Source organism: Nonlabens sp. Asnod3-H03, from assembly GCF_045063665.1.
GTDB lineage: Bacteria > Bacteroidota > Bacteroidia > Flavobacteriales > Flavobacteriaceae > Nonlabens > Nonlabens ulvanivorans.
Map to the genome: position 1 here is coordinate 579466 of NZ_JBEFOD010000008.1, position 23224 is coordinate 602689.

Consider the following 23224-nt stretch of genomic DNA (forward strand, 5'->3'; position numbering starts at 1 on the left):
CGATTTTCATGGAAAACCAACCACAGAATAATCAAGAGCAAGAAGTAGATTTAGTTCCCGTTTTTGTCTGGATTAGTAATGGATTTAAAAATATATTTACTGGTGTAGGTAATCTACTCAAAGGGATAGGTCACTTTTTAATATTATTCCTGATTTTTATTCAGAAAAATTTAATCATTATCGCAATTACTTCTATTGCCGGTATTGCGTTAGGTTGGTATTTAAATTTAAAATCTGGTGATCAATTTACAGCTCAAATAGTAGTGCAGCCCAATTTTAAAAGTGCTGGTCAATTGATTTCTAACATTAATTATTATCAGTCGTTAGTAGAACAAGAAGACTTTGAAAAGTTATCTCAAGAATTAAATACCTCTGAAGATAAAACTTCAAAAATCACTTCGTTAAGTATACGTCCAGAGTTTAATGATACAGAACTTTTAGAAGAATATGATCAACTGGCTAGAAAGTCCGATACGATGGCTTTAGAGAACTTCACTTTTGAAGGTTTTAAAGCTGCAAAACGTGATCAAGACTATCAATATCAATTAATTGAAGTAGCATCTAAAGATAGAACGGTTCTTGAAAATTTAATAGATGATGTAATTAGAGTAAAAGAAAACTCAATCATAAAGTCAGAGCAACAAGCACTTAAAGAAACGGCAGATTTTGATCTTAAATCTATGAGTTATCAATTAATAGAACTAGACTCTTTAATCGCGGCTTATCAAACAGCTATTAAATCTAGTGATGTACAAGGTGGAAATGGCACTAATTTATACCTAGGAGATCAAAAACCATCTGAAGCATTAAAAAACCTATTTGATCAAAAAAGAAATATACTCTATCAAATGTCTAGTGTAAGACAAGATAAGTATAGCTATAGTAGCACCATAAATGTCGTTTCTCAGTATATCAAAAAAGGTGCGATAGAAAAAAGGCATTACCGACTTAAAGGAGCTTTTATAGGTCTAGGATTTGGACTTTTAATTGCATTATTCCCGCTAGTTTGGAGGTTTTTGAAAAACTACGAAAAAGAGAATGCTTAAAATATTAGTTACCGGTGGAGCAGGTTTTATAGGAAGTAATCTTATTGAATACTTACTTACAAATACCGGTGCCCACATTTATAATTTAGATAAGCTTACCTATGCTGCAGACCTAGGTTTTGCACATAACTTCAAGCATGATCGTCTCACTTTTATAGAAGGAGATATATGCGACGCGGTATTTATTAATAAGCTATTTGAAGACTATCAATTTGATAAAGTGTATCATCTCGCGGCAGAGTCCCATGTAGATAATAGTATTGAAAATCCTCAGGTCTTTATAGAAACTAATGTAAACGGAACTTTTAATTTGTTGCATGCTAGCTATCAATTATGGATGGAAAAACCACGAGTTTTTAAACCTGATTTTAGCACAAAACAACAACAATCTAGATTTCTCCACATCTCTACAGACGAGGTTTATGGAAGCTTAGAAGATGACGGTTTTTTCACAGAGAAAACACCTTATGCTCCTAGCAGTCCGTACAGTGCCAGTAAAGCAGCCAGTGATCATTTAGTAATGAGTTATGTGCATACTTATGGTTTTCCTGCGGTAATCACAAACTGTAGCAATAACTATGGACCTAGACAGCATGATGAGAAGTTAATACCTGTCGTGATAAGAAAAGCATTAAATGGTGATTCTATTCCCATTTATGGTGATGGTAAAAACGTGCGTGATTGGTTATATGTAACAGATCATTGTCAAGCTTTACATACTGTTTTAGAAAAAGCTAGTCAAGGAGAGAATTATAACATAGGTGGAAAAAACGAAATAAGGAATATAGATATTGCAAATCATATTTGTTCCATATTAGATGAGGTTCAACCTCGTAAAGATGGACAACCTTATGCGGCACAAATAACTTATGTAAATGATCGTCCAGGACATGACTACCGTTATGCAATTGATCCATCAAAGATTGAAGATGATTTCAATTGGCAACCGGCAGAAACCTTTACTACCGGAATCAAAAAAACAGTAGAATGGTATCTCAAAAAATATAACTCATGAAAGGAATAGTTCTAGCCGGTGGTAGTGGTACTAGACTGCATCCACTTACTTTAAGTGTGAGTAAGCAGTTAATGCCTATCTATGATAAGCCTATGATATATTATCCTATCTCAACATTAATGAGTGCAGGAATTCAGGAAATATTAATCATCTCTACACCACAAGATCAACCACTTTTTAAAAATTTACTGGGCGATGGATCTCAATTGGGCTGTAGGTTTGAATATGCTGTTCAAGAAAATCCTAATGGTCTGGCAGAAGCGTTTATTATAGGCGCCGATTTCATAGGAGAAGATAGTGTTGCTCTAATTTTAGGAGATAATATTTTCTATGGAACAGGTCTTGAAAAAGCACTTCAAGAAAGTGTGAACCCAGAAGGTGGAGTTATTTTTGCTTATCATGTAAATGATCCACAACGCTATGGTGTGGTAGATTTTGATGAAAATATGCGAGTAACCAGCATAGAGGAAAAACCTATAGAGCCACGTTCAAACTATGCCGTTCCCGGAATTTATTTCTATGATAATGAGGTAGTAGAAATTGCAAAATATATACAACCATCACATCGTGGTGAATTAGAAATTACAGACATCAATAACGTATACCTTAATCGTGGCAGACTTAAAGTAAATGTGCTCGATCAAGGAACTGCATGGCTCGATACAGGAACGTTTGAATCCTTAATGCAAGCCAGTCAGTTTGTACAAGTAATCGAACAGCGTCAAGGCTTAAAAATAGGCTCTATAGAAGAAGTAGCTTATCGCAAACGATATATTGAGAAGCAACAACTCAAAAACCTCGCACAACCTCTTATAAAAAGTGGTTATGGAGATTATTTGATGAGACTTACAGAGAAATGATTGTAAAAGAAACTCCGTTAAAAGACAGCTACATCATCGAGCCACCTGTTTTTGGTGATGATCGCGGTTATTTCAGTATTAGACATGATAAATACGCTTTCGCGAAAGCGTTTCCTAATCATACACCATTTGTATTACATAACGAGTCCTTTTCAAGCTATGGAGTGCTACGTGGTTTACATCTACAAAAAGGAGATGCTGCTCAAGCAAAGCTAGTGCGTTGTGTACAAGGTAAAATTCTTGATGTAGCAGTAGATTACAGACCAGATTCTCCAACCTTTTTAAAACATTTCACCATTGAATTAAGTGGTGATAATCATAAACAACTCTTAGTTCCTAGAGGATTCCTGCATGGCTTTTCTGTCCTGTCAGATACAGCAATCGTAAATTATCAAGTAGATAACACTTACCAACCAGAGACTGAATTTGGGATACGATATGACGACCCAACGTTAAATATAGATTGGCAATTACCAGATAGTGCTGTTTTACTATCTGAAAAAGATGGAAAATTAGATTTTTTAAAATTATAATTAGAATGTCAGTCTGAGCTTGTAGAAGACGATGTTTGATAAATACAAACCCTTGAAAAAAATTCTCATCACAGGAGCAAACGGAATGTTAGCTACCGCGATAAAAAATGCTTTATCTGGTTGTGATGTTTATGCATTTTCAAGTCAAGAATTAGACATCACCTGTTCACAAAGCTTACATAAAAAGATAGCAACGGTACAACCCGATTATATCATCAATTGTGCAGCATACACAGCTGTAGATCTTGCCGAAACCGAACAAGAAAAAGCATTTAAAATCAATGCTTTTGCTGTTGAAAAAATGGCTCAAATTGCTAAGCAATACCACGTAACACTCGTTCATTTTTCTACAGATTATGTTTTTAAAGGCGATGCAGCAATGCCATATCAACCTGATCAAGACACAGATCCTATAAACGTTTATGGAGCCAGTAAGTTAGCTGGAGAAAAAGCCATTTCTCGAGTAAATGGTAAACATTATATTTTTAGAATTTCTTGGTTGTATGCAGCAAATGGCAAGAATTTTTTCAAATGGGTAGCAGGTACTGATGTAAAGGAGTTAAACATTGTGAATACGCAAACTGGTTCACCTACCAGTGCAATAGATGTGGCAAATTTTATCAATCATGTAATTGATAATGACCCTAAGAATTACGGTATTTACCATTTTACAAATCAAGGTGAGATGACGTGGTACGCTTTCGCGAAAGCGATAAATCAAAAATTAGATTTAAATAAAACTATCAATCCAGTAGCCACTTTTAAAACGGATGCAAAACGACCAGCTTATAGTGTGCTGGATTGTAAAAAAACAGAACAGGTTTTCAATTATTCAACTCCATCTATTAGCGATGGATTAGATAAGGTAGTGGCTAGGTATAAGTCTTAAGGAAACCTTATTTTTACAGCTTTACAATTAGAATATGTCTGAAAAGAATCATAAAGTAGCATTAATCACTGGTGTAACCGGTCAGGATGGTGCTTATTTAAGTGAGTTTTTATTAAAAAAAGGATATGAAGTACACGGTATTAAGCGCCGTGCTTCATTGTTTAATACAGATCGTATCGATCATCTGTATCAAGATCCACACGAGACTGATGTGAAGTTCAAATTGCATTATGGTGACCTTACAGATACGACTAACCTGACTAGAATCATCAAGGAAACTCAGCCAGACGAGATTTATAATCTTGCGGCTATGTCACATGTACAAGTTTCTTTTGAAATGCCAGAATACACCGCAAATGCCGACGGAATAGGTGCGTTACGTATCCTAGAATCTGTACGCTTGCTAGGAATGGAAAAGAAGACTAAAGTTTATCAAGCTTCTACCTCAGAATTGTATGGTAAGGTGCAAGAAATTCCACAATCAGAAACGACTCCATTCTATCCGCGCAGTCCATATGCGGTGGCAAAAATGTATGCCTACTGGGCAACGGTAAATTACCGTGAAGCTTATGGTATGTTTGCTTGTAATGGGATTCTTTTTAACCATGAATCTCCAGTACGTGGAGAGACATTTGTAACTAGAAAAATTACTCGTGCGACTTCTAAAATCGTAAAAGGACTTCAAGATAAAGTGTATTTAGGTAACCTAGATGCAAAACGAGATTGGGGACACGCTAAGGATTATGTACGCATGATGTGGATGATCTTACAACACGATGAGCCAGAAGATTGGGTTATCGCTACAGGAACAACGACTAGTGTAAGAGACTTTGTGCGTATGGCTTTTCAATACATAGGTATTGAGTTAGAATTTAATGGTGAAGGCGTGGACGAGAAAGGAACGGTGAAGTCCTGCTCCAATCCAGATTACCAGCTAGAAATAGGTAAAGAAGTAGTAGCCGTAGATCCACGATATTTCCGTCCTACAGAGGTAGATTTATTAATCGGTGACCCTACTAAAGCCAAAGAAAAACTAGGTTGGGTTCCAGAAATCGCCCTTCAAGAACTCGTTAATGACATGATGAAAAGTGATTTACATTTAATGTCTCGAGAAGAATATTTGAAAAGTGGTGGTTATAGAATTAACAACTACTTTGAATAATGAATAAAGATTCAAAAATATACGTCGCTGGACATCGTGGTCTAGTAGGAAGCGCTATCGTTAGTGAGTTAAAAAAATTAGGTTACACAAATTTTGTTCTTAAAACTCACAAAGAGCTAGACCTTACAAATCAACAAGCCACAGCAGACTTTTTTGTAACTGAAAAACCAGAATTCGTCTTTCTTGCAGCGGCTAGTGTAGGTGGTATTGTAGCAAACAATACCTATAGAGCAGACTTTATCTATAAAAACCTCATGATCCAGAATAACGTGATTCATCATAGTTATTTAAATGGAGTTAAGAAATTATTGTTTCTGGGAAGCACTTGTATTTATCCTAAAATGGCACCACAACCTATGCCAGAGGACAGTTTACTTACTGGACCACTAGAATATACAAACGAGCCTTATGCGGTAGCAAAAATCGCTGGTATCAAAATGTGTGAGAGCTATAACTTGCAATATGGCACCAATTTTATCTCTGTAATGCCTACTAATTTATATGGTCCTAACGATAATTTTGATTTAGAGAAATCACATGTACTGCCAGCGCTAATTCGTAAAATGCACCTAGGTAAATTATTAATGGATGGTAATGAGCAGGCATTAATGGATGATTTAGGTATTGATGATATCGCTTTCGCGAAAGCGGTATTACAAAAACACGGTATCACAGAAAATGGCATCGCTTTATGGGGAACAGGTTCTCCTAAGCGTGAATTCTTATGGTCGCACGACATGGCAAAAGCCTGTGTGTACTTGATGGAAAACAAAGACTTTGCTGATGTAAAAGGAAGCGAAAAAGACATAAGAAATACACACCTCAATATAGGAACCGGAGAAGATATCGCTATAAAAGACCTCGCAGAACTGATTAAAAAAACTGTAGGATATCAAGGTAAACTTGATTGGGATGCCACAAAACCAGACGGCACACCACGTAAGCTTACAGATGTGTCAAAACTGCATAAATTAGGATGGAAACATGAGATAATTCTTGAAAAAGGTGTAGAGATGATGTATGAAGCTTATTTGAAATAATCGATACATATGTCATTTATTTCCATATCCTATTTATTGTTTTTTCCAGTTATAGCACTGTTATACTATGTGTTACCTCATAAGTTGAGGTGGATTTTATTATTAGTAGGAAGCTATTTTTTTTACATGTCTTGGAATGTAAAATATGCGCTTTTGATGCTGCTTTCCACAGTAATTACTTATTTGAGCGGAATTTTAATCAGTAAAGTAAATCAAAGCGAGTTAAGTGAAAAGCTTAAAATAAAAAGGAAGAAGCTATGGCTTACCTTGAGTTTAGTCTCTAATTTAGGAATTCTTATTTTCTTTAAGTATTTTAATTTTTTGAATTCGGCAGTTGCTGATTTCTTTTCATTAATTCATGTAGAATGGGGCTTTGAAAATATTGATGTTTTATTACCTGTAGGTATTTCTTTCTACACTTTTCAGGCTTTAAGTTACTCGTTAGATGTTTATTTTGATAGAATAAAAGCCACGCATCATTTTGGGAAGTATGCATTATTTGTTTCATTTTTCCCTCAATTAGTCGCAGGTCCTATTGAGCGGTCTTCTCATTTGTTACCTCAACTTGATAAGGTAATTAGCTTAGATTATAGTAGAATTAGAAGTGGTTTAGGACTTGTGGTATGGGGAATCTTTAAGAAGGTTGTTATTGCAAATAGGCTTGCTGTAGTTGTAAATCAGGTATATAGCGATCCAGGTTCTTATAGTGGTTTTGAGACCATTATTGCAACTATATTTTTCTCATTCCAGATTTACACAGACTTCTCTGCATACACAGATATTGCACGTGGTAGTGCTAGAATGCTCGGTTATGATTTAATGAAAAACTTTAATCAGCCTTATTTTGCGATATCAATTCCCGATTTTTGGCGTAGATGGCATATTTCTTTAACTACTTGGTTTAGAGATTATCTATATATACCATTAGGTGGAAATCGAGTTAGTAAATGGCGATGGTATGTAAATATTATGATCGTTTTCTTGGTGAGTGGTTTCTGGCATGGAGCAGCTTGGAGTTTTATAATTTGGGGATTCCTGCATGGGATTTTCCAAATGATTGATTTGTGGACTCAGAAATCAAGAAGCAAAATGAATTCGTTTATGAAAATTAAAGAGAATTCATTTGATGTTTTATTTTTTAAAAGAGTTTGGACCTTTGTTCTAGTAAGCTTTGCTTGGATCTTTTTTAGAGCAGAAACATTTGAAAAAGCGATGCTAGTAATAAGCAACAGTATGAACCTATCTTTTTATCAATTGCTTGATGGCTCAATGTATGAGCTAGGCTTGGATTCAAAAGATTTTACACTTGCAATCTTACTTATCATAGGATTACTGGCTTTTTGGTCTATTGATAAAAGATACCCTATAAGAACGTGGTTATATAGAAAGCACATCGCAACGCGCTATATCGTTTACTTATCTACTATTTTCTTTATTTTAATTTTTGGATATTACGGTTCTGAGTATAATGTAGATGAATTTATATACTTTCAATTTTAATGAGAAAGACTTTGATTTATAGATTTTTGAGGTTGTTGTTTCTGGTTATTCTGGCTGCATGGATTTTTGTTGAATTAAGCACCATATTTACGCCTAAGAGAGATAAACTACCGTGGAATACCACCTCTAAGATTAAAGGCTTTTATGAGTTAGAAGATAATTCTATAGACGTCGTGTTTTTAGGATCGTCACACGCATTTTGTACCTTTAATCCAGCTATATTTTATAAGGAAAATGGCATTAAGGGATATGTTTTTGCATCTAATGAACAACCATTATGGTTAAGTTATCACTATCTAATTGAAGTTTTAAAAACACAAAAGCCAGAAGTCATTGTTTTAGAAACATTTTATATTTCTGAAAATAATGAATATAAAAAAGATGGAGTTAATAAATTAAGTCTTGATGATTTACCGTTGACTTTAAATAAAATAAAAGCGCAAAATGTTGCTTTTGAAGATAATCTAGAAGGTGTTAATCCTTTTTATAATTATCATAATAGATGGAAAGAATTTAATATCACAGATTTTAAAAGTAAAGAAAATGGATTATTGAAAGGCTTTACTCCATTGTATAAGACAACACCTAAAGTCATAGAGAATTTTAATGTTACTAAGGCTGATTTACCCGTTAAGAGTAGGTTATACCTTGATAAAATTATTGAGTTAGCTAATGATAATAATATACCTCTTGTTTTAACTTATGCTCCATATAATATTAATGCATCTCGCAACCAACATATTAAAACAGTAGAAGAAATAGCGTTGTCTCAAGGCATACCATTTATAAATTATACTGATACTACCTTATTAAAAACAATCAAATTTGATGCTCAAGTTGATATGGAAGGTGGACATACAAATGTTTATGGAGCGCAAAAAGTATCTGAACATTTATCTAATTATCTAGACAACGAATTTAATTTTAACCCAATTAAGAAGAGTAAAGACTATGAAGTTTTAACCTCAAGATTTTATGCAGCAGACTCACTTAAAAAAATAGATGATTTTGACGATTACCTAAACTATTTAAGTAATATGGACGTTTACGTTGCCGTAACTGCTATGGATGCGATTAATAAAAGTACTTCTATAGCTTTTGAAAAACTAGGTTCTCAAATCAGTTTTAAAGATAAATTTAGAGTTTCTTATACTGGTCTATTTAATAATTATAGAGGATACGTTGAGGAAAAAATAGATACAATGGCTATCATCAATAAGATGCAGCCCAATGATAAGAGAAATTTTTATATAAGAATGGAGAGTGCTAGTTTTAATACTGGTAATTATTCTAAGATCTATATTAATAATGTAGATCAATTAATTAATAAAAGCAAGAGAGGTTTTAATATAGTAGTCTATGATGCCGTTACAAATCAAATATTAGATACAGCCTCTTTTGATACTTTTGAAACAGGCAATTGGAGTCGATATTAATTATAAACTATTATTACTTTGAGCTAAACATAATAAATGCTACTAAGGAAAGGTAAATTTTCAGGAGAACAGAAAACCGTGGCCAAAAACTACGGCGCACTAGTGATTCTTCAAGGATTAAATTATTTACTACCACTACTAATTATCCCTTTTTTAGAACGCCAATTAGGTCTTGAGAAGTTTGGTCTGGTAATGCTAGCACAGTATTTAATGGTTTTTTGCGTGGTGTCTACAGATTTTGGTTTTAACCTAACGGCTACTCGAGAAATATCATTAATCAAATCTCAAAATGGAGATTACTCTAAAATTTATTTTAAGGTATTCTGGGCACGTATGATTTTATTAATATTTGTGTTTTTAATTCTTATGACTGTGGTTTTTAGTTTTGAAAGATTTTCTCAAAACTGGGCTGTTTATTTGTTGAGTTATGGTGTTGTAATAGGACAAGCCATTTTCCCAGTTTGGTTTTTTCAGGGAATTGAAAAAATGAGATTGATCACAATTATTAATGTAATTGCAAAGACAATTTTCACTACACTATTGTTTTTATTCATTACTGGTCCTGATGATTTTATTAAAGTTCCTGTTTTTAATTCTATAGGTTTCATAATAGCAGGAATTATAAGCTTTATGATAAGTCTTAAATACGTGTCATGGCAATGGCCACATTTTAAAGGCACTAAAGAATTCTATAAAGAAAGTTTTCAAGTTTTTAGTTCTAATGTAGCCTCTCAAATAGGTGTTGCTGCAAATGGCTTGATTCTTGGTTTTTTTGCCGGTGATGCTGTAGTAGGAGTTTATAGTGCATTTGAAAAATTAATTCTAGCAGCAAAGAATATGTACGTGCCTATTTATCAAGCTATCTATCCCTACATGTCTCGTAAAAGCTGGCCCCAAAAGAAAAAAATGATGATGCTTTTAATACCAACAATTACCTTAATAGGACTTACAGGTTATGGGGTGATCTATTTCTTTGGTAATCATATCATCTCCCTACTATATGAAGATACTCGCATAATAGAGAACGTTAATTTATTTAAAGTTCTAGGGTTAATTGTTGTTTTCTCTGGGTTAAATATGCTGTATTTATCTTTATTTGCGCCAGCTTCAAAACTATATAAAAACCGACTTAGAATTCTTGTTTTAGGAGCCATAGCGACGCTTATTCTCAACTTTTATTTTGTGCCTTCTTATGGCATAAAGGCTACTATATATAGTTTTACATTTGTAGAAGGTCTTATGCTACTTTTATGTATTTACTTTTATCTAAGGAAGACACCTAACGAAACCATGCTAAATGAATAAAATTCTTGCTTTTTACGCTCATATATTCTCTAAAAAGATTTTTTTTAAATTAAACTATTTCCTATTTCATGTAGGTTTAAGAGGAATGGGAATTCTTAATTATACTAGCTTTAGTGTAAGTGGTGAGAAATTTTTAATTGACTTTCTTAAGAAAAATCATAGTTTAGATTTAGTACTTGATGTAGGTGCAAATGATGGAAACTATACAGCATTCTATATGGATTACTCAAAGCAAGTTTATTGTTTTGAACCACATCCTAATACTTCTAACAAACTCATAGAACGCTTTAAAAACAATAATAAGATTAAAGTGATTCCTAAAGGACTGTCTGACACACAACTTAAAACTGTCATTTACGATTATGCACAAGATAATGGATCTTCCCACGCTTCTTTGTATGCTGAGGTGATTACAGATATCCATAACTCGCAGATGGTAGAAGTCCCAATCGAACTCGATACTTTGAATAGCGTTGCTCGAGAATTGCATATCAAACATATCAACTTACTCAAAATTGATACCGAAGGAAATGAGTACAAATGTCTTAAAGGAGCTAGCGAATTATTAAAAAATAATCTGGTGGATGTAATTCATTTTGAATTTAATGAGATGAATGTCTATAGTGGTGTATTTATGAAAGACTTTGTAGAATTGTTACCTAACTTTAATCTATACAGACTTTTACCATCAGGTTTTTTACCTATTACTTATAAATCTGATAGACCATTGCGCTATGAGATTTTTGCATTTCAGAATATTATCGCTTTTAGAAAAGATATAGATACTCTTGTAAAATAATGGGTAAACTAGTCGTCATACAAACAGTAATTCCAGCTTATAGAATCAAGGTTTTTGATAAAATAAGTACGGAGTTGGGTGATGATTTTACACTTTATGGAGGACAGTTTTTTTTTGACAAAACGATTACTACTACCACACAATCTAAACTTCATCAACATATAAATAACCATTACTTATTGGGTCGTCGATTTTTGTGGCAAACCGGATTTTGGAAAGAGGTTTTTAAGGATAACGTGCTCGTACTTAGTTTAAATCCAAGAGTTCTTTCGCATTGGGCAATATTGTTGTTGAGATCGCTTTCGCGAAAGCGAACTATACTATGGGGACATGCATGGCCACGATCTGGACAGAAATCAAAATCAGATAACTTACGTCATCTTATGAGATCACTTGCTAGTGAAATCATAGTTTATACAGAACAGCAAAAGGAAGAACTTAAACTTAAAATGCCTTATAAAAAGATTACAGCAGCACCTAATGCGGTTCTTTTTAAAGATCAAATGTCTAGCGATACTGCTACTGAGGTCAATGACATTATTTATGTAGGCCGTTTAATTGCAGATAAGAAACCGCTCTTACTTTATAACGGTTTTAAGAAAGCTCTTAAAGAACTTCCAGAAGCTACCAAACTGGTAATTATAGGTGATGGACCAGAACGTGCAAAATTGCTGGAATTAAGTAAAAAGGATGGACTTGAACATAGAGTATTAATTCCTGGAGAGGTTACTAAGGCGAGCATACTCGAAGAGTATTATAAGAAGTCTCTTTTAAGCGCATCTCCTGGTTATGTAGGTTTAAGTATAACTCAAAGTCTAGGTTATGGAGTGCCTATGATTATAGCACGTGATGAAAATCATAGTCCAGAATTAGAAGCGGTAAAAGATGCTTTTAATGCACAATTTTTTAATTCAAATGATGAAGATAGTCTTGCTCAAGGTCTTATTTCATTTTTTGAAAATAAAGAAAAGTGGTTGAAGCTTAGAAAAGAAATAGTTGAGGATTGTAGGATTAGATATTCTATAGAGGCTATGACAGCAACATTTATTAATTTACTTAAATAAAATCAATAGGTGTTACTAAGGAATTTTTTCATATTTATTTACCTGTCCATAACAGTGTTTCTATTTGCGACATTAGAAACCTCATTATCTCTATGGATGAGTTTTATGGGAAATGCTCTCATTCTTACATTCATTACTTATTACCATATTTTTATTGAGCGCAGGTATAGTCCTTTTTTAAGCACCTACATTGTGTTTAATTTTTTGTTTTTTCTAGTAGCGCCGCTGGCACAGATTAGTGAGTTCAATATGATGGAGGCACCTACCTTTACACATCACTTTCCCTTTTCAGAACTTATTTTCATTAAGACTAATGGTCTTATAGCCATCTTTAACATTGTATTTTTCCTATTTTATGTAGCTGGTAAGGATTACATAAAACTGAAGAAGCAAATACCTACTAGGAAGTCGTACTCGTTATCTAACATCTTTTTCTTTATCGTCTTAAGTATATTAGTCCTTATCATTAACTATGATTTTTTTTTAGATGAACTTTCTAGGCCTAGTTGGTTAACTTCTACATATAGTGTTAGCTATCTTCTCATTGTTAAAAAGGTATTATTCTTAATGCCACTTGCAGGAGTAATTCTATGCATAGATTATTATAAAAATTCAAAAATTAATACGCAAAAATGGATCCTTGCAACGGCAATGTTGTTTTTTCTTATCGCATTGGTATTACTCTTTAAAAACCCTTTAACAGAGAAAAGAAATGCACTAGGACCTATTTATCTTTTATTATTATTCTTATTTGTTCCTAAACTACTCAACAGTAATGTGAAATCAACACTTCTCTTATTTGTGGTAATGATTATAGGCTTTCCACTTTCTCAATTTCTAACGCATATTGATTATGGATTTGATGAAATATTAAGTAACCCTAGTTTACTGTTTGCAAAAAATCAATTGAGTGAAGGATACATGTCACTAAACTATGATGCATTTATAAATATAGGAGTAGTGATGGAGCACGTAGAATTTGATGGGCTTTCTTATGGGTATCAATTATTGAGTGCTTTATTGTTTTTTGTGCCTAGAAGTTTATGGGTTGCAAAACCAGATGCATCGGGATTAATAGTAGGGAATCATGTAATAGATCACTATGATTTCTATTTTGCAAACCTATCTAATCCTTATATTGCTGAAGGCTACATGAATTTTGGTATCATAGGAGTTATTTTTATGGCTATAGTACTCGCATTGAGTATAGTATATTTCTTAACTTGGCTTAATAGTTCTAATCTATTTAAAAAATCAATCGCCTTTTACTTTGCGATGCATTTGTTGTTCTTGTTAAGAGGAGATTTTACAAATGGATTTGCTTACTTTATAGGAACATTTATAGGTCTATATCTATTACCTAAAGTTATTTTAGCGTTTGTAAATTTATTTTTCTACAAAAAAGTATGGGTGCAAAAATCTTAATAGAGAAACATAGTAACACTATTTTATGGCTTTTAACCGCTATGATGTTTGCGTTTCCTGTAATTCCTTCTCCTGTGAGGCCTGTTTGTATCGTTCTATTTGTGATAGGTTCTATATGGAGTAGTTACTATTGTAAGCAACAATTTAGATGGAGATATTTTCTTTTAAATGCTTCTGTATTTATAGTTTATTTAATAAGTCTTACTTATTCTGACGACTTAAGTTATGGATTTAGAAAAATAGAAACTGGAGCGTCGCTTATAGTATTCCCATTGATTTTTTCTCTTATTTCTATTAAGCATCTCAATTATATTTTTGAGAATATCCATAAACTTATGTGGATTTTTATCACTACTGTACTTATTGCAAACCTTGCATTTTTCATTAAATTTTATACACATTATAATTTTGTAGACTCAGTACAGCACTTTCCAAATATTATTAGATCAGATATTTATGGATGGAATATTCATCCTATTTATCTAAGCATGCACGTAGCTATTGCAATAATTTTCTCATTATTTCTTATTCATAAAGGATTGTCTCTTAGAAATATGTGTATCCTATTGTTAATGGATTTAGTGCTTATTCTATTTTTACTCATAATGATTAAAAAAGGCCCTATTTTAGGTTTAGTAATGATTATGTCCTTACTGGTCGTTCTTTTTAAAAATAGAAGCCTTTGGATTTTTTATGGCTCAATAGTTACGATAGTAATTGGTGTTATTATTTTTCACCCTAAAGTCAATAGTAAATTCTCTGAATTACTAGAGATTAATAAAAACAATCATGATGAGTTGACTTCAACTAACATAAGAATGAAGATTTATGATTGTGCAGTAGATATCACATCAGACGCTGGGATATTTGGCTTTGGATTAGGAGATGGAAAAAATCATCTTGTAAATTGTTATGTTGAAAAGGAAGCTTTTGCACTTTCAGACAGTCAGTATAATTCTCATAATCAGTATTTAGGTTTTATACTCAATATAGGATACCTAGGCCTTATTTTCTTCCTGCTATTTGTAGGAATACGTTTAATTAAGGCATATTCAAATAAAAATTATCTCGCGCTTGCAGTTGTTTCGTTCTATTGTATAGTAATGTTTTCAGAAAATATTTTAGAACGTGAGCAAGGAGTTATTTTCTTTAGCTTTTTTGCAAACTTGTTATTTTTAAAGAATAGTAAATACTTGATTGAAAGCACCAAGAAAAAACAAGTAGAGAATGTTTTTGAAGAACTTAATGTAGGTAAGAACTAATTATGTTAATTCATAAAAATAAAGTCTTGATCATAGGACCTTTTCCCGATCCTATAACCGGTTTAAGTATTTCAAATGCTGCATTATTGCGAGGACTTTGTGCAAACGGTCATCAAGTAGATTTTATCAACACAGAGCACTCTACTAATGTCTCTTCAGAGCTTGGGAAATTTAGTTTTAGCAAACTTAACTTCTTATTTTTCTATTGTAAGATCTATAAAATTCTTAAGAACGATATCATTTATATGACACCAGGACAGACCTTTTTTGGTGTTATGAAGTATTTGCCTTTTGTTTTAACAGCAAAGCTTTTTAAAAGAAAATCATTATTCCATTTACATGGGAATAGTGTTAAAGACGTTTATGCGAGCCTTAAAGGGTTAAAGCGCAAACTCTATTCAAGAACAATCAAGTGTTTTGATGAATCGATAGTTCTTTCACCATCGCTGAAAGTCAATATGCAACCTTTTTTCAAAGATTCTGATATTCATGTTGAGCATAACTTTATTCAAGAAGATATCGCAATATCCCTTAGTGAATTAGAAAGTAAGAAGGACTATAAAGAAATTAAATTAATCTTTATAAGCAATCTACTACCTGAAAAAGGAATTAATAATTTGATAGATGCTTTATTAAAATTACAATCACTAGACATTAATCTTAAAATTAAAATAGCAGGTAACATTCCGTTTAATAACACAAACATTAGTGACAAAATTGCTCAATTGAAAAGCGGTGAATACTTAGGTGTTGTAAGTGGAGAAAAGAAAAGAGATTTACTTTTATGGGGAAACGTTTTCTGCCTTCCCACACAACTAGAAGAAGGACAACCTATCTCTATACTAGAAGCAATGACTTACGGGCATTTTATTCTTGCGACCAGAACACCTGGGATAAGCGATATTATACATGACAAAAACGGTGCATTGCTAGAAAACTATGATGTTGCTTCTATTATGAAACAATTACAGCTATTAACACTTAATCAGGTTGAGCAAAAAGGTATATTCAATAGTAGATTTGCCAATAATAGATTTACAGAAGCTTCCTTTGTAGAAAGAATATCTAATCTACTATCAACAAACGCTTAGGTTAGTTAAAATAATTACCTTGCAATCTTAACACTACAGCTTTTTGAAAAACTACCAGCAACTAGACCAGTTTGAATTACCGCCCAACTTCCGTGGTCGTGGTGCGGTAACGGTGCAATTATGGTGGTTAGTACAAAGTACACTATTTGCTTGGTCACCGCAATTTATGTACGGCTGGCGCAGATTTTTATTACGTTCATTCGGAGCTCAAATCGGTAAAAAAGTGATTGTTAGACCTACGGTTAGAACACAATTCCCATGGAAAGTTTCTATAGGTGATTATAGCTGGATAGGTGATGATGTGGTGCTTTATAGTCTAGGCGAAATAAAAATAGGGAACCACGTAGTGATATCTCAAAAATCATACATCTGTACAGGAACACACGATCCACAAGCGGTATATTTTGATATCTATGGCCATAAAATTACTATAGAAGATCAATGCTGGATTGCAACAGACGTTTATGTTGCACCAGGAATAACTATAGGCCGCGGCACATTAGTAGGCGCACGCAGCAGCGTTTTTAAAAACCTTCCAGCAGGTAAAATATGTCTAGGAAGTCCAGCACAAGTGATAAAAGATAGATGAGTTTAAAAGGAAAACACATCACATTCATAGGGCTCAACTATGCGCCAGAAGATACAGCCATAGGCCTGTATTCTACTCAAATGGTAGAAGCATTAACAACTGCTGGCGCGACAGTAAATGTAGTTACAGCCTTTCCATACTATCCACAGTGGAAAATAGCGCAAGCCTATCAAGACCAGCCTAGTTATCTTCAAGAAGAATATAAAGGTGCAAAACTCTACCGTTATAAGCAGTATGTGCCAGAAACGCCTACTTTTTTAAAACGCATCATTCATATTTTAAGCTTTACAAAAGGAAGTTTCTTCAATTTGAGAAAGATTAAAGAAGCAGATCTAGTCATTTCTATTATTCCGTTTACAGCTAGTGCATGGCTTGCAGGATATCATGCAAGAAGTCACAAAGCCAAAAGCTGGATTCACATTCAGGATTTTGAATTTGATGCCGCATTACAATCGGGATTATCTAGTGGTGGAAAAAAGTTGATTTTCAAGTATCTATTTGGTCTTGAAAAACGCATTTTAAATAAGGCAAACACGATTAGTACTATAAGTCATAATATGATTGCAAAACTGGAATCCAAAACCAGCCAGTCACATTATTACTTACCTAACTGGATTGATGAAAATCAAGTAAATCCAGAGACAGCAAAGCAACATTCTTACTTACGCAGTGATAAATTTAAATTGCTTTACAGTGGTAATGTAGGAGATAAGCAAGATTGGGATTTTTTCTCCGCTTTCGCGAAAGCGTTACCACAACAACATTATGACATTATCATCGTAGGTGCTGGAGCAAAATACCAGCAGTTAAAGGATACTACAAACCAAGAAAATATTCACTTTTACGATCCAGTTCCTTTTGAAGAACTCTCAGATTTACTGTGTAGTGCTGATTCACATTTTTTGTTTCAAAAAACCGAAGTGCTCGATACTGTAATGCCGTCTAAACTGTTAGGCATGATGGCTAGCAAGAAGCCTTCTCTAGTTCTAGGAAATGCAAAGTCTGAAGTAAAACAGGTGATGGAACTTGCAAATGCAGGTTGCTATCTCAATACTGCAAATGTTGAAACTGCTGTCAATCAATTAGAAAATTGGCGATTAAATCAAGATGAGACCTTGCAAATAGGTAAGGACGCCAGACGCTATGTAACCCAACACTTTGCACGCAAACCTATATTAGACAATTGGGTAGATCAACTCACAGAATTACTGGACAGCTAGTATACGGTGCTACCAGCCATTTTCCCTATATTTACAGCTCTAACCACAATTTTACTCGATGAAGAAAAGAGTTCTTATTACTGGCGCAGCTGGCTTTTTAGGTTCGCATTTATGTGATCGCTTTATAAAAGAAGGTTATCGCGTGGTAGCAATGGATAACCTAATTACAGGAGATCTTAAAAATATAGAACATCTTTTTCCATTAGAACAATTTGAGTTTTATCATACTGATGTGAGTAATTATGTGCACGTTGCTGGTGAGTTAGATTATATTTTACATTTTGCCAGTCCAGCTAGCCCAATAGATTATTTAAAAATTCCTATCCAGACTTTAAAAGTAGGATCCTTAGGAACTCACAATTTATTAGGTCTTGCTAAAGCTAAAAATGCACGTATACTTATCGCCTCTACCAGCGAGATTTATGGAGACCCATTAGTCCATCCTCAAAGTGAAGATTACTATGGAAACGTAAACACCATAGGACCTCGTGGTGTATATGATGAGGCAAAACGTTTTCAAGAATCCATAACCATGGCATACCATCGTTTTCATGGTTTAGAAACACGCATCGTACGTATTTTTAACACCTATGGACCTAGAATGCGATTGAATGATGGTCGCGTTATTCCTGCATTTATGGGACAGGCCTTGCGTGGAGAAGATATCACCGTTTTTGGAGATGGAAAACAAACGCGTTCTTTTTGTTATGTAGACGATCAAGTAGAAGGAATTTATAGATTACTCTTGAGTGATTACAGTGATCCAGTAAATATTGGTAATCCGCACGAGATTACGATAGGCGATTTTGCAAAAGAAATAATTGAACTTACTGGTACTAATCAGAAAGTGGTTTATAAAGAATTACCTCAGGATGATCCTTTAAAAAGAAAGCCAGATATTTCACTAGCTAAAGAATTACTTAACTGGGAACCTAGAGTCCATAGGGAAGAAGGAATGCGCATTACATTTGAATATTTTAAAACACTTTCTAAAGAAGATCTAGAAAAACGTGAGCACAAAGACTTTACAAAACATATCAGACGATAGTATATCCTATCGAGATGGCCGTTATTCGGGACTAATTAGACCTTTTCTGTATTTAACAGATTTGTGCCTGATCATTGCTGGTGCGGGATATTTTTTTGATAGTAGTTTTGACTTACTCACTTTTGGGATTTTCATAGGTATATGCTGGGTGATAGTATCTATGCAATTTGATTTTTATCAAATACATCGCAATACTAAATTCATCACGTTGATGTTGCGTATCGCAAAACAATCGGTGTTTTTTGCTTTTATCGTTTTTGCATTTTTTGGCTACTATTATCAGTTGGATAGAGATTCTGTTTTTATATTTAAATACATAGGTGCTGCCATGGCTGCCATAGCGACCATTAAGGTGAGTATCTTTTTCTTGTTTAGAAACTATCGTAAGGTATTAGGCGGTAACCTAAGACATATTGCGATTTTAGGGGCAAATAAAGACACAGAACAACTCAAGAACTTCTTTGCAAAGCGTCCTGATTATGGATACCGACTCAAAAATCTGTTTGATACAAACGACTCTTTTAATATTCAAGAGTTTACAGATTGGGTAATTGAAAATAATGTAGATGAGATATTTTGTTCTGTACCTGCATTAACTAATGAGCAATTAGTTGAACTAACAGATTTTGCAGACAACAATCTGCGTACTCTGAAATTTCTACCAGACACAACTGCGGTGCTTTCTAAACAGTTACACTATGAGTATTATGGTAAAACACCCATATTATCTTTAAGGCAAATTCCACTGGATGATCCAGTAAATAAACTAGCAAAAAGATCATTTGATATTGCCTTTTCATTGTTGGTAATAGTTGGAGTTTTATCCTGGTTAATACCTATAGTGGCCATCATCATTAAGTTAGAATCTAAAGGAGCTGTGTTTTTTAAACAAAAACGTAATGGACTAGACTATAAAGAGTTTACCTGTTATAAATTCCGCAGTATGGTGCCCAATAAGACCGCAGATTTACACCAAGTCACACGTGGAGATCATCGCATAACTAAAATAGGGAAGTTCCTGCGCAAAACCAGTATAGATGAGCTGCCACAATTTTTCAATGTATTTCTAGGCGATATGAGTGTTGTAGGACCACGACCGCACATGGTCAGTCACACACATATGTATGCAGAACGCATCGATAAGTTTATGGTACGTCATTTTGTAAAACCAGGCATTACAGGACTTGCACAAGTAAGCGGTTATCGTGGCGAGGTAGAGACAGAAGAAGATATCATAGGTCGTGTGCGCAATGATATTTTCTATATAGAAAACTGGAGTACAGTGATGGATTTAAAGATTATTTTTAAAACTGTGGCAAACGTATTTATGGGTGAAGAAAAAGCCTATTAGATGGAACTTGTATCTGTCATTATGCCTACGTATAACAGTGCTTTAACTCTTAAAGAAGCGCTGGACAGCATCATTCATCAATCATACAGACCTATAGAAATTATCACAATTGATGACGCAAGTAATGATAATAGTCTCGCTATTGCAAAATCATATGCACAACAACAAAGCACTAAAGATGTACAGTTCGTTACTCTAAGTAATGACGTGAACGCTGGTGCAGGAATAAGCAGGAACAAAGGAGTTGAAAAAGCATCAGGTACCTACATCGCTTTTCTAGATGCAGATGATATATGGAAACCAGAAAAGCTTACGACTCAAATCAACGCTATGAAATCTCAAAACGCTACCGTATGTTATGGAGCTTATGAGATCTTTAAAACCAGTCCAGATCAGCCTATCTCAGTTCATAAAGTATTTGAAAAACTGACTTATGATAAACTGCATAAAACCAATTATCTAGGCAATCTTACAGGCATTTATAACGCTGCTGTATTGGGTAAAATAACCATTCCATCATTGCGCAAAAGGCAAGATTGGGCCATGTGGTTAGACGTTCTTAAAAAAGCAGAATTTGCTATAGGAATTCAAGAGCCTATTGCTAGTTATCGACTAAGCGATGGACTGTCTGCAAATAAAATAGAGTTGATTAAGCATAACTATGCAGTTTATAGAAAACACCTCGGTTACTCAGCGATGAAGAGCTATTGGAATATGATGTTGTTTTTTTATGAGCAGTTTCTTGTAAAGAAGAAAATGATAGTTTCGTTTGAAAAAAAGCAAAAGGAATCTTCGACACATACGAATTGGTTTCCTGATAAAATTTTAATTGAAAGAGAAGAAGATTATCACACACATTATTTAGGTGAACTTAATGATGGCCGATTATTCTTCGGTTATAACACCTTTGTTTTTCCAAATGGCTTTCAGGCTGAAAATTGGCAAGAGTCTCGTTTAGAGTATGTGGTAGTTTATCTATTCGATAATAATGGTAAATTTTTGGAGGTTTTATATAAGTTTATAGGTAAAACTAAAGATGTCCAGATTGGGGAATCAGAGCGTTTATTGTTACAATTATTACAGCCATTAGGTAAATTAAAATTTAGAAGTATTGAAGTCAAACCATTTTCAACAATAATTGATGGGTTTGAATTTGGACTTATTCCAGATGATGAAATCCAAACTATTGAATTACAACCAAGTTCTACTATTGCTTTTTCTGCTCCTTGGAATGGTGAATACGATACCTAATCCACTTCGCTCATAAATTGTTTCAATTTCCCACGATTACTACGATCTAAGGAATCTAATCGTGTAAAAGCGACGGCTAAATCAGGTTCAAGATATTCATCCATAGCTTTTTGGACTTTAACTTTTTGAGAGACATCCATTTCCTGTGAACTCACATATTGAATTTCAAAAGACGCTTCTGTTTTTTGAATGACTATAAATTCTAGTATGTTGACATCTTCATTGATAATCGATTTTGTGACATAATAAAAGGTCAATCCAGGAACTACTTTACCACTAGGTAATCTAGCGATGTCACTGGTACGACCTTGTAGGTTTTCTAGAATTCTTGTACCATTTTCTAGTGTTTTTAAACTACCTAAATCGCCTATTTCATAACGTATCACGGGATGTGCTAGGTTATATAAATCTGTAACGAGTATACGACCTATAGTGCCATCTGTAACTGGTTGATTAGCCTCATCTACTATTTCTATAAATAGATTTTGCTGGTTCAGAACAAATTCTCCTCGTGGATTTTCCATAGCAATTAATCCCACCTCGCTAGCTCCATATTCATTCACAATGGGAACACCTATCCATTTTTTGAGGAGCTTGCGATCATCTGCAAAAAGCATTTCACTGGTTACGATACATATTTTTAGACTTGGACAGTAGGTTTTGAGAGTTGTGCCTTTTTCACGACAGTATTTTGCTAGTAGTACGATACTACTGGTATAACCGTTGAGGTATTCGTATTTGCTTTCGCGAAAGCGTGATACATACTTCTCTAGTATCGCATTATTTAAATTAAAAATTGGAAACCTTTTGCGATTACTCACGTAATCTTTAAGGAGTTCTACATATTTACCTTTTCCACTCAATGGAATCCCATAAAAACGAGCCTGTAAAGACGTGTTGAGGTCAATGTCATGTTCATTATAGGCATGATGAAATGCAGCCCAAGTAATCGCGTGTGCAAATTTATCTTTTGCATAAGTAAAAGGATGACCGCTAGAACCACTAGTTTTTCCTTTAAAAACGTTTTTTGAGCTGTAGTCGTTACTTAATCGTTCATGAAGTGGTTGCTGTAAATCTCTTTTAGTAAGTACTGGCAGCTTTGCCCAGTCAGTAGGCTTGTTGTCTAATAGATTTATATAGAAGTTGTTATGCTTTAAATGATGTTGAACAATTGCCTTCTTAAGTTGTTCTATAGATTCATCAGTGTTATTTAATAATTGTTTAAAACGAGATTTGGCTTCCTGAATAGGGAAACCTTGCCATCTTAATATGTTGTCAAAAAGTTGTAGTGGCATTTTAAATTTTAAAGCAATATTGAGCAAGGTAAAACTTATTTTT

The 23224-nt window shown here is 33.9% G+C and carries 21 protein-coding genes; 20 read left to right on the forward strand and 1 reads right to left on the reverse strand.

The features are described from left to right. Positions 1 to 8 precede the first annotated feature (8 nt). From ACJJVI_RS05890 to ACJJVI_RS05985, 20 genes are read left to right on the forward strand one after another with little or no spacing between them, the layout of a single operon-like run. On the forward strand, positions 9 to 1046 hold the full coding sequence (locus ACJJVI_RS05890) for a hypothetical protein (RefSeq protein ID WP_405350971.1): 1038 nt from the start codon (positions 9 to 11) through the stop codon (positions 1044 to 1046). After that, entirely contained in the window at positions 1039 to 2061 is a 1023-nt protein-coding gene (rfbB, locus tag ACJJVI_RS05895; protein WP_405350973.1) for a dTDP-glucose 4,6-dehydratase, read from the forward strand. Before ACJJVI_RS05890 ends, rfbB begins: the two co-directional genes overlap by 8 nt. After that, on the forward strand, positions 2058 to 2921 hold the full coding sequence (rfbA, locus tag ACJJVI_RS05900) for a glucose-1-phosphate thymidylyltransferase RfbA (RefSeq protein ID WP_036583235.1): 864 nt from the start codon (positions 2058 to 2060) through the stop codon (positions 2919 to 2921). Before rfbB ends, rfbA begins: the two co-directional genes overlap by 4 nt. Beyond that, positions 2918 to 3454, forward strand: a complete 537-nt coding sequence (gene rfbC, locus ACJJVI_RS05905; protein WP_405350975.1) for a dTDP-4-dehydrorhamnose 3,5-epimerase — start codon at positions 2918 to 2920, stop codon at positions 3452 to 3454. The genes rfbA and rfbC overlap by 4 nt, the downstream gene beginning before the upstream one ends. A 52-nt stretch (positions 3455 to 3506) precedes the next feature. Next, the gene (gene rfbD, locus ACJJVI_RS05910; RefSeq protein WP_405350977.1) at positions 3507 to 4343 is read left to right on the forward strand and encodes a dTDP-4-dehydrorhamnose reductase; all 837 of its coding nucleotides are present in this window, start codon (positions 3507 to 3509) and stop codon (positions 4341 to 4343) included. Positions 4344 to 4377: 34 nt separating this feature from the next. Further along, the gene (gene gmd, locus ACJJVI_RS05915; RefSeq protein WP_405350979.1) at positions 4378 to 5505 is read left to right on the forward strand and encodes a GDP-mannose 4,6-dehydratase; all 1128 of its coding nucleotides are present in this window, start codon (positions 4378 to 4380) and stop codon (positions 5503 to 5505) included. After that, positions 5505 to 6545 (forward strand): GDP-L-fucose synthase family protein, encoded by a 1041-nt coding sequence (locus tag ACJJVI_RS05920; RefSeq protein WP_405350980.1) that lies wholly within the window; start codon positions 5505 to 5507, stop codon positions 6543 to 6545. Before gmd ends, ACJJVI_RS05920 begins: the two co-directional genes overlap by 1 nt. Before the next feature lie 9 nt (positions 6546 to 6554). After that, positions 6555 to 8045 carry an MBOAT family O-acyltransferase gene (locus ACJJVI_RS05925; RefSeq protein WP_405350981.1) on the forward strand — a complete coding sequence of 497 codons (1491 nt, stop codon included), beginning with the start codon at positions 6555 to 6557 and terminating at the stop codon, positions 8043 to 8045. Beyond that, positions 8045 to 9481: a hypothetical protein gene (locus tag ACJJVI_RS05930; RefSeq protein WP_348022054.1), complete on the forward strand. Its 1437-nt coding sequence runs from the start codon at positions 8045 to 8047 to the stop codon at positions 9479 to 9481. The genes ACJJVI_RS05925 and ACJJVI_RS05930 overlap by 1 nt, the downstream gene beginning before the upstream one ends. A gap of 36 nt (positions 9482 to 9517) precedes the next feature. Then, positions 9518 to 10786 (forward strand): oligosaccharide flippase family protein, encoded by a 1269-nt coding sequence (locus ACJJVI_RS05935; protein WP_405350983.1) that lies wholly within the window; start codon positions 9518 to 9520, stop codon positions 10784 to 10786. Beyond that, positions 10779 to 11585: an FkbM family methyltransferase gene (locus ACJJVI_RS05940; protein WP_348022052.1), complete on the forward strand. Its 807-nt coding sequence runs from the start codon at positions 10779 to 10781 to the stop codon at positions 11583 to 11585. Before ACJJVI_RS05935 ends, ACJJVI_RS05940 begins: the two co-directional genes overlap by 8 nt. Beyond that, on the forward strand, positions 11585 to 12649 hold the full coding sequence (locus ACJJVI_RS05945) for a glycosyltransferase family 4 protein (protein WP_405350984.1): 1065 nt from the start codon (positions 11585 to 11587) through the stop codon (positions 12647 to 12649). Before ACJJVI_RS05940 ends, ACJJVI_RS05945 begins: the two co-directional genes overlap by 1 nt. A gap of 9 nt (positions 12650 to 12658) precedes the next feature. After that, positions 12659 to 14074 (forward strand): O-antigen polymerase, encoded by a 1416-nt coding sequence (locus ACJJVI_RS05950; RefSeq protein ID WP_405350985.1) that lies wholly within the window; start codon positions 12659 to 12661, stop codon positions 14072 to 14074. Further along, a complete protein-coding gene (locus ACJJVI_RS05955; protein WP_405350987.1) occupies positions 14056 to 15336 on the forward strand; it encodes an O-antigen ligase family protein in 1281 nt (426 codons plus the stop codon). Before ACJJVI_RS05950 ends, ACJJVI_RS05955 begins: the two co-directional genes overlap by 19 nt. A 2-nt stretch (positions 15337 to 15338) precedes the next feature. Continuing rightward, complete coding sequence (locus tag ACJJVI_RS05960) at positions 15339 to 16427, forward strand: glycosyltransferase family 4 protein (protein ID WP_405350989.1); 1089 nt, start codon at positions 15339 to 15341, stop codon at positions 16425 to 16427. Positions 16428 to 16470: 43 nt separating this feature from the next. Then, complete coding sequence (locus ACJJVI_RS05965; protein WP_405350991.1) at positions 16471 to 17016, forward strand: putative colanic acid biosynthesis acetyltransferase; 546 nt, start codon at positions 16471 to 16473, stop codon at positions 17014 to 17016. Then, complete coding sequence (locus ACJJVI_RS05970) at positions 17013 to 18236, forward strand: WcaI family glycosyltransferase (RefSeq protein ID WP_405350992.1); 1224 nt, start codon at positions 17013 to 17015, stop codon at positions 18234 to 18236. The genes ACJJVI_RS05965 and ACJJVI_RS05970 overlap by 4 nt, the downstream gene beginning before the upstream one ends. A 58-nt stretch (positions 18237 to 18294) precedes the next feature. Beyond that, complete coding sequence (locus ACJJVI_RS05975; RefSeq protein WP_042245233.1) at positions 18295 to 19284, forward strand: UDP-glucuronic acid decarboxylase family protein; 990 nt, start codon at positions 18295 to 18297, stop codon at positions 19282 to 19284. Continuing rightward, on the forward strand, positions 19247 to 20635 hold the full coding sequence (locus ACJJVI_RS05980; protein WP_397302435.1) for an undecaprenyl-phosphate glucose phosphotransferase: 1389 nt from the start codon (positions 19247 to 19249) through the stop codon (positions 20633 to 20635). The genes ACJJVI_RS05975 and ACJJVI_RS05980 overlap by 38 nt, the downstream gene beginning before the upstream one ends. Next, on the forward strand, positions 20636 to 21886 hold the full coding sequence (locus tag ACJJVI_RS05985; protein WP_405350995.1) for a glycosyltransferase family 2 protein: 1251 nt from the start codon (positions 20636 to 20638) through the stop codon (positions 21884 to 21886). Here ACJJVI_RS05985 and ACJJVI_RS05990 read toward each other — a convergent pair. Continuing rightward, on the reverse strand, positions 21883 to 23181 hold the full coding sequence (locus ACJJVI_RS05990) for a phenylacetate--CoA ligase family protein (protein WP_405350997.1): 1299 nt from the start codon (positions 23179 to 23181) through the stop codon (positions 21883 to 21885). The two genes, ACJJVI_RS05985 and ACJJVI_RS05990, sit on opposite strands and share 4 nt — an antisense overlap. Positions 23182 to 23224: the final 43 nt, after the last annotated feature.